The 6,988-nt window shown below is 66.2% G+C and carries 8 protein-coding genes; all 8 read left to right on the plus strand.

What is annotated here, in order from left to right:
* The first annotated feature begins 66 nt into the window (after positions 1 to 66).
* Genes cbiE through AC1DX0_RS28010 form a run of 8 tightly spaced genes read left to right on the plus strand, consistent with a single transcriptional unit; the run spans position 67 to position 6,856 of the window.
* Positions 67 to 1,308 carry a precorrin-6y C5,15-methyltransferase (decarboxylating) subunit CbiE gene (gene cbiE / locus AC1DX0_RS27975; protein ID WP_477357637.1) on the plus strand — a complete coding sequence of 414 codons (1,242 nt, stop codon included), beginning with the start codon at positions 67 to 69 and terminating at the stop codon, positions 1,306 to 1,308.
* The gene (locus AC1DX0_RS27980) at positions 1,305 to 1,805 is read left to right on the plus strand and encodes a cobalamin biosynthesis protein (RefSeq protein ID WP_477222063.1); all 501 of its coding nucleotides are present in this window, start codon (positions 1,305 to 1,307) and stop codon (positions 1,803 to 1,805) included. The genes cbiE and AC1DX0_RS27980 overlap by 4 nt, the downstream gene beginning before the upstream one ends.
* Positions 1,802 to 2,566 (plus strand): precorrin-4 C(11)-methyltransferase, encoded by a 765-nt coding sequence (cobM, locus tag AC1DX0_RS27985; RefSeq protein ID WP_477222062.1) that lies wholly within the window; start codon positions 1,802 to 1,804, stop codon positions 2,564 to 2,566. The genes AC1DX0_RS27980 and cobM overlap by 4 nt, the downstream gene beginning before the upstream one ends.
* Entirely contained in the window at positions 2,563 to 3,381 is an 819-nt protein-coding gene (cobA, locus tag AC1DX0_RS27990) for a uroporphyrinogen-III C-methyltransferase (protein WP_477222061.1), read from the plus strand. The genes cobM and cobA overlap by 4 nt, the downstream gene beginning before the upstream one ends.
* Complete coding sequence (locus tag AC1DX0_RS27995; protein WP_477222060.1) at positions 3,378 to 4,691, plus strand: cobyrinate a,c-diamide synthase; 1,314 nt, start codon at positions 3,378 to 3,380, stop codon at positions 4,689 to 4,691. The genes cobA and AC1DX0_RS27995 overlap by 4 nt, the downstream gene beginning before the upstream one ends.
* A gap of 48 nt (positions 4,692 to 4,739) precedes the next feature.
* Complete coding sequence (gene cobS / locus AC1DX0_RS28000) at positions 4,740 to 5,513, plus strand: adenosylcobinamide-GDP ribazoletransferase (RefSeq protein ID WP_477222059.1); 774 nt, start codon at positions 4,740 to 4,742, stop codon at positions 5,511 to 5,513.
* Positions 5,514 to 5,562: 49 nt separating this feature from the next.
* Complete coding sequence (cobT, locus tag AC1DX0_RS28005) at positions 5,563 to 6,573, plus strand: nicotinate-nucleotide--dimethylbenzimidazole phosphoribosyltransferase (RefSeq protein WP_477222058.1); 1,011 nt, start codon at positions 5,563 to 5,565, stop codon at positions 6,571 to 6,573.
* A 25-nt stretch (positions 6,574 to 6,598) separates the two neighbouring features.
* Entirely contained in the window at positions 6,599 to 6,856 is a 258-nt protein-coding gene (locus AC1DX0_RS28010) for a hypothetical protein (RefSeq protein ID WP_477357640.1), read from the plus strand.
* The last annotated feature ends 132 nt before the right edge of the window (positions 6,857 to 6,988 follow it).

The raw sequence follows: 6,988 nt of genomic DNA on the forward strand, positions 1-6,988 counted from the left end.
GCCAGTCTTCCGGCCAGTTGCCGGGCTTCCGTGGTGCCGCCGAGTATCAGAATACGGTGGGTCATCATGCCTGCTGAGGGTCCGCGCAGCGCCAAGCTCAACTCTCGATGGCTGACGGTCATTGGCATCGGCGAGGACGGTTTAGCCGGTCTCGGCGACGAGGCCAAGCAGCGGATCGCCGAAGCGGAATTCATCTTCGGCGGCAAGCGGCATCTGGCGCTTGTCGCGTCCTTCGCCAAAGGCAAGCCCTGCCCCTGGCCGGTCCCTTTCGATGCGGGAATGAGCGACGTGCTGGCGCTTGCTGGCAGGCGCGTCTGCGTGCTCGCCTCCGGCGATCCCTTTTTCCACGGGGTCGGCGCCACTCTCGCCCGCAAAGTGAAGCCGCAGGCGATGCATGTCATCCCCGCGCCGTCAGCCGTTTCGCTGGCGGCCGCTCGCCTGGGCTGGGCACTGCAGGACATCGAGACGATCTCGCTGCATGGCCGTCCGCTCGACCTGATCCGGCCGCTGCTGCAGCCAAACGCGCGCATCCTGGCATTGACGTCGGATGCCGAAGCGCCAGCGGCAATTGCCCGCCTGCTCACCGAACTCGATTTCGGCGCCTCGCGGCTGACGGTCCTGGAGGCACTTGGCGGGCCAAAGGAAACGCAGCGCACGGCTCGCGCCGATGCCTTCGCCCTCGAAAACATCAATCCGCTCAACGTGCTGGCGGTCGAAATTGAATCCGGCCCGGATGCACGTATTCTGCCATTGGYGTTCGGCCTTGCCGATCATCTCTTCGACCATGACGGCCAGATCACCAAGCGCGAAATCCGCGCCATCACCCTTTCGGCGCTGGCGCCGAGGCGTGGCGAATTGCTGTGGGATATCGGTGCCGGCTCCGGTTCGATCGGCATCGAATGGATGCTGGCCAATCCCCTGATGCGCACTATCGCCATCGAGGCCGACCCGACCCGCGCCGCCCGCATCCACCGCAACGCCGCCGCCTGCGGCGTTCCCGGCCTTGTCGTGGTGGAAGGCAGCGCCCCCAAGGCGCTTGCAGGGCTGGACACGCCGGACGCGATCTTTGTCGGCGGCGGCGGCAGCGACACCGGCGTGTTGAAGGCCGCCATCAAGGCGCTGCGCCCTGGCGGCCGTCTGGTCGCCAATGCGGTGACGCTGGAGATGGAAGCCCTGCTTCTCGCCCAGCACACGAAACTCGGTGGCGATCTCACCAGGATAAACATTTCGCGCGCCTCGCCCGTTGGCTCGATGCAGGCATGGCGGCCGGCGATGCCGGTCACCCAGTGGAGCTGGGTGAAGCCATGATAGTCGCGGGCATCGGCAGCCGAAAAGGCGTGAGCGTTGAAGACGTGCTTGCCGCGATAGAAACTACCCTCGAAGCACATGGGCTGGCGATGACTGCGCTGTCCGCTTTGGCGACAACCGAGTTCAAACGCCGCGAAGAGGCCATTTTCGCCGCCGGCCGTGAACTCAATCTCCCTGTCATAGTGGTGGATGTCGCGGGATCCGAACCGTCGCTCCCCCTCACCCAGCCTCCGCTTCGCTCGGCTGACCTCTCCCCGAGGGGAGAGGAGACTACCAGCGCCGGCGCCAGTCTCTTCTCCCCAACGGGGAGAAGGTGGCCCGAAGGGCCGGATGAGGGGGCCGCCTCGCGCAGCCTCTCGCAAGATCTGGCCGGCACGCCGTCGGTTTCCGAAGCGTCAGCCCTCGCCGTTGCCGGCGTCGGGGCAAAACTGCTTGGCCCCCGCACCGTGTTCGGCCCGGTCACCTGCGCCATCGCCATCAGCGGAGATGCTGAATGACCGTCCATTTTATCGGCGCCGGTCCGGGCGCCGCCGATCTCATCACGCTGCGCGGCGCCAGGCTTCTGGCAAGCTGCCCGGTCTGCCTCCACGCCGGTTCGATCGTCGCTCCCGAATTGCTGCAGCATTGCGCACCGGGAACGAAACTGATCGACACCGCACCGATGTCGCTCGACGAGATCGAGGCCGCCTATCTCGACGCACATAACGCCGGCCATGATGTCGCCCGCCTGCATTCCGGCGACCTCTCGGTGTGGAGTGCCGTTGCCGAGCAGATCCGCCGGCTGGAAAAGCACGGCATCCCTTACACGCTGACGCCGGGCGTTCCTTCCTTCGCCGCTGCCGCTGCCGCGCTGCGCCGCGAGCTGACYATTCCCGAGATCGCGCAAAGCCTGGTGCTGACCCGCGTTTCCGGCCGCGCCTCAAAGATGCCGCCCGGCGAAACGCTGGCCGGTTTCGGCCGCACCGGCGCTACGCTTGCCATTCATCTGGCCATCCACGCCATCGATCGCGTCGTCACCGAGCTGACGCCGCATTATGGCGGCGATTGCCCGGTGGCGATCGTCTTCCGCGCCTCCTGGCCGGATGAGCGCGTGCTGACCGGCACGCTGGCGACCATCGAGGCACAGCTTGCCGCCGATCCGATGGAGCGCACTGCGATCATCTTCGTCAGCCGCTCGCTGGCGGCGGAAGGCTTTGGCGAGAGTTCATTGTACGACGCCCATTATCAGCGGCGCTTTCGCGGACGGGACGGATTGTGAGCGGCAGCACCAAAGACAACGGCGAAAACGCCACGCTCGAACAGGCGCTCGCCCGGCTGAACTTCAAGCCGCGCCGGCTCGAGCCTGGCCATGTCTGGCTGGCCGGCGCCGGTCCTGGTGACCCCGGCTGCCTGACCCTGGAAGTGCTGGCAGCGCTGACCGAGGCGGATGCGCTGGTCTACGACGCGCTCGTCTCGCCGGATGTCGTCGCGGTGGCCGCAAACGCCGAGCTGTTCTTTGCCGGCAAGCGCGGCGGAAAACCGTCGATGAAGCAGGACGACATCACCGCTTTGCTGGTGCGGCTGGCGCGCGAAGGCCGCCGCGTCGTCMGGCTGAAGGGCGGCGATCCCTATATTTTCGGCCGCGGCGGCGAAGAGGCGCTGGCACTCGCGCGCGAAAACATCCCGTTCCGCGTGCTGCCCGGCCTGACCTCGGGCCTCAGCGCGCTGGCGGCCACCGGCATTCCGGCCACCATGCGCGGCATCAACAAGGCGGTGATCCTGGCGACCGGCCACGCCGCCGGCACCGATGACGACATCGACTGGGCAGCAATCGCCCGCACCGGCCAGCCTGTCGTCGTCTATATGGGCATGGCCAATCTGCCGCTGATCGCAGCCGCCCTGCTCGACGGCGGGCTGGCGCCATCGACGCCGGCGGCGGTGATCGTCGCCGCGACGACGCCGCAGGAACGAACCGTCGTCGCCACGCTCGCCACCATCGCCGAGGAAGCCGCCGCCGCAGGCCTTGCCTCGCCGGCACTGATCGTCGTCGGCGGCATCGTCGCCATGCGCGCGGCATTGATGGGGCAAGCATGACCGCCCGCGCCATCATCATCGGCGCGCCGCGTTCCGGCTCGGGCAAGACCAGCGTCACCATCGGCATCCTGCGCGCACTCACCCGTCGTGGACTGAAAGTGCGTGGCGCCAAATCCGGGCCTGATTATATCGACCCCGGTTTTCATACCGCGGCCACGGGGCTGTCCGGCGTCAATCTCGACAGCTGGGCGATGCCGCCATCGCTGCTCAATGCGCTCGCCGCGCAACAGGCCGACGACACCGATTTCGTCATCCTCGAAAGCGCCATGGGCCTATTCGACGGCATTCCGGCCGCGCCGGGGCGCACCGGCTCTGCCGCCGACCTCGCCCGGCTCTACGGCCTGCCGGTGCTGCTGGTGCTCGACGTGTCCGGCCAATCGACCACGGCGGCGGCCGTCGCCAAGGGGTTTGCCACCTACGACCCGGATGTGCGCATGGCCGGCGTCGTGCTTAACCGGCTGGGCAGCGAGCGCCACCGCCGGCTGTCCGGCGACGCCATCGAGGCGATCGGTCTGCCCGTCGTCGGCGCCATCCTGCGCGATCCCACGCTCAATTTGCCCGAACGCCATCTCGGCCTCGTCCAGGCCGGCGAGTATGATGATCTGATGGCGCATCTCGACCGACTGGCAGACATGGCGGAGAAATCGCTCGATCTCGACGCGATCATGGCGCTGGCAACGCCCCTCACCCCGGCAGTTGGTGACTTCGACGGCGCGCTGCAGCCGCCCGGCCAACGCATCGCACTGGCCGAGGATGCCGCCTTCACCTTCCTCTACCCGCATGTCGCCGCCTACTGGCGCAAGGCCGGCGTGGAGATCGTTCCGTTCTCGCCGCTCGCCGACGAAGCGCCCGACCACGAGTGCGATGTCTGCTGGCTGCCCGGCGGCTATCCCGAGCTTCATGCCGGCAAGCTCGCAGCGGCGGAGACGTTCAAAACCGGCATGGCAGGATTTGCCGCAACGAAGCCCATTCACGGCGAGTGCGGTGGCTTCATGGTGCTTGGCGAAGCGCTGGAGGATCCAACCGGCGAAACGCATCGCATGCTCGGCCTGCTCGGCCACTCCACCAGCTTCGCCAAGAGAAAAATGAACCTCGGCTATCGCGAGGCGCGGCTGCGCGCCGACTGCCCGCTTGGCTCACAGGGCGCGCTGATCCGTGGCCACGAATTCCACTATGCGCAGATGACAGCCACCGGCAATGATGAACCTTTGGCCGACCTCGCCGACGGCCAGGGCAATCCGATCGGCGCTTCCGGCTACCGGCGCGGTCATGTCAGCGGCACCTTCTTCCACGCCATTGCGAGGGGCTAGAACAAGATGCCGAAAAATGGCGACCGGTTTTCGGAAAAGATCAGGCTCATGGTCCGGAACATCATCGTTTCGCCCCGGCAGATCCTCGATGACATCGCGCACTGCCTGGTGTTTTTCACCAGACTGCCGCTCCCCGTCTTCGATTTTCGCGGCCGCAGCCTTGCCGCCGCGATCTGGGCCGCCCCCATCGCCGGCCTTGTCGTCGGCCTGATCGGCGCCATCGTCTTTGCCACGGCGGAACGGTTTGGCCTTGCCATGGGTCCGTCGGCAGCCCTTGCCCTTGTCGCAACGGTGATCACCACCGGCTGCCTGCACGAGGACGGGCTTTCCGACGTCGCCGACGGCTTTGGTGGCGGCAAATCGCGCGGACGCAAACTGGAGATCATGCGCGACAGCCGCATCGGCGCTTATGGCGCCATGGCGCTGGCTCTATCACTGCTCATCCGCTGGAGCGCGTTGTCGCAATTGGTCGACCCAACGCAGGCTCTCTTTGCCCTTGTTGCCGCGCACGCGGCCTCGCGTGGCATGCTGGGCGCCTTCATGCATCTCTTGCCCCCGGCGCGCGACGACGGCCTCTCGGCCGGCGCCGGCACCGTCTCGCTTGAAATAGCGATTACTGCTGCCGTGCTTGGCGCCATCCCGCTCGTGCTGCTTGGGCTCGGCGGCGCCATCGCCGCGCTGATCCTGCTTGGCCTGCTGTTCGCCGCCTTCCATGCGCTCTGCCTCAACCAAATCGGTGGCCAGACCGGCGACACGATCGGCGCCTTGCAGCAAGTGAGCGAAATCGCGGTGCTGCTCGTCGCTTCCGTAGCCCTCTCTTGATTCCCTTTGGCCTGATTCCCCTTGATTCCCTTCCGGAGACCTTGCCCCCATGCCCTTCAAATCCCTCGATGAACTGCGCGCCGCTTGCCTCGATCTGCCCGCCGGAAGCGATACGGCCGCAAAGGCCGTTGCCAGCCGCCAGGACACGCTGACCAAGCCGCAAGGCAGCCTCGGCCGGCTGGAGACCATCGCCGCATGGCTGGCGCGCTGGCAGGGCCGCGACATGCCCAGACTGGACCGGGTGAAGGTGTTCGTCTTCGCCGGCAATCACGGCGTCACCGCGCAAGGCGTGTCGGCTTTCCCCTCCGAGGTGACCGTGCAGATGGTGGCGAATTTCGCCGGCGGCGGTGCTGCCATCAACCAGCTYGCCCGTATCGCCGGYGCCGAACTCGACGTCATCCCGCTCGATCTCGATCATCCGACCGGCGATTTCACGCAAGTGCCGGCAATGGATGAGAAGTCCTTTCTCGCCGCCGTCTCAGCTGGCTATGACGCAGTGACGAAAGACCTCGACCTCGTCTGCTTCGGTGAAATGGGCATCGGCAACACCACGCCGGCGGCTGCCATTTCGGCGGCGCTATTTGGCGGCGGCGCGGAAAAATGGACCGGGCGCGGCACCGGCGTCGACGATGCCGGCCTGAAGCGCAAGGTGGTCGCCATCGAAGCCGGTCTCAAGCGCCACGCCGCTGCCCTCGCCGATCCGCTGGGCATTGCGGCTGCACTCGGCGGCCGCGAACTCGCCGCCATCTTCGGCGCCACGCTGGCCGCCCGTCATCTCGGCATACCCGTGCTGCTCGACGGCTTCGTCTGCACCGCAGCCGCAGCCCCGCTGGCAAAGCTGCACCCGACCGGCCTCGCCCACACCATCGCGGCCCATGTCTCCGCCGAATCCGGCCATCGCGGCCTTCTGGAAGCACTTAGCCTGCCGCCGCTGCTCGATCTCCGCATGCGTCTTGGCGAAGGCTCCGGCGCCTGCCTCGCGGTCAACATCGTCCGCTCGGCGCTCGAGTGCCATGCAAGGATGGCAAGCTTTGCCGAGGCGGGGGTCTCGGAGAAGTAGATTCGCAACGCCCGGATCACACCCGATGAATGAGCCCTCGCAGATATTCGGAGACCCCAAACAGGGTCTTCGGGATATTCTTGCTCGGATTATCCGGGATTTCGACAGCAAGAGCGGAGCGTTTACCGGGCTGACGTACAATTCGCCGTGGATACTGGCAACGCAGGATTGGGCAGAGCGATCAGGCCATACGGTCGAAGAGCTGTGCGAGATGATTTCTCAGTGGCGGATTTCGATCTTTTCTGGCGAGCAGACCGGCCCGAGAATCGTTCAGGTTTYTTGAAGACCTCCACAGCGCGGCAGAAGAGTGGAGAACCGAGACAAATTACGTCGATCCACCCCTGCCTTATGATCCTGAAAAGGCAAAATTCCCCAATCGCAAAGAACTGAAAGCCCATACTCTGAAGGCATGGAG

This window comes from Mesorhizobium sp. P3_A9 (assembly GCF_056402975.1).

Bases quoted from the DNA above. Each gene is read 5' to 3' on its own strand.
- AC1DX0_RS27980 (WP_477222063.1), top strand. From the start codon at position 1,305: ATGATAGTCGCGGGCATCGGCAGCCGAAAAGGCGTGAGCGTTGAAGAC.
- AC1DX0_RS27995 (WP_477222060.1), top strand. From the start codon at position 3,378: ATGACCGCCCGCGCCATCATCATCGGCGCGCCGCGTTCCGGCTCGGGC.
- cobS (WP_477222059.1), top strand. From the start codon at position 4,740: ATGGTCCGGAACATCATCGTTTCGCCCCGGCAGATCCTCGATGACATC.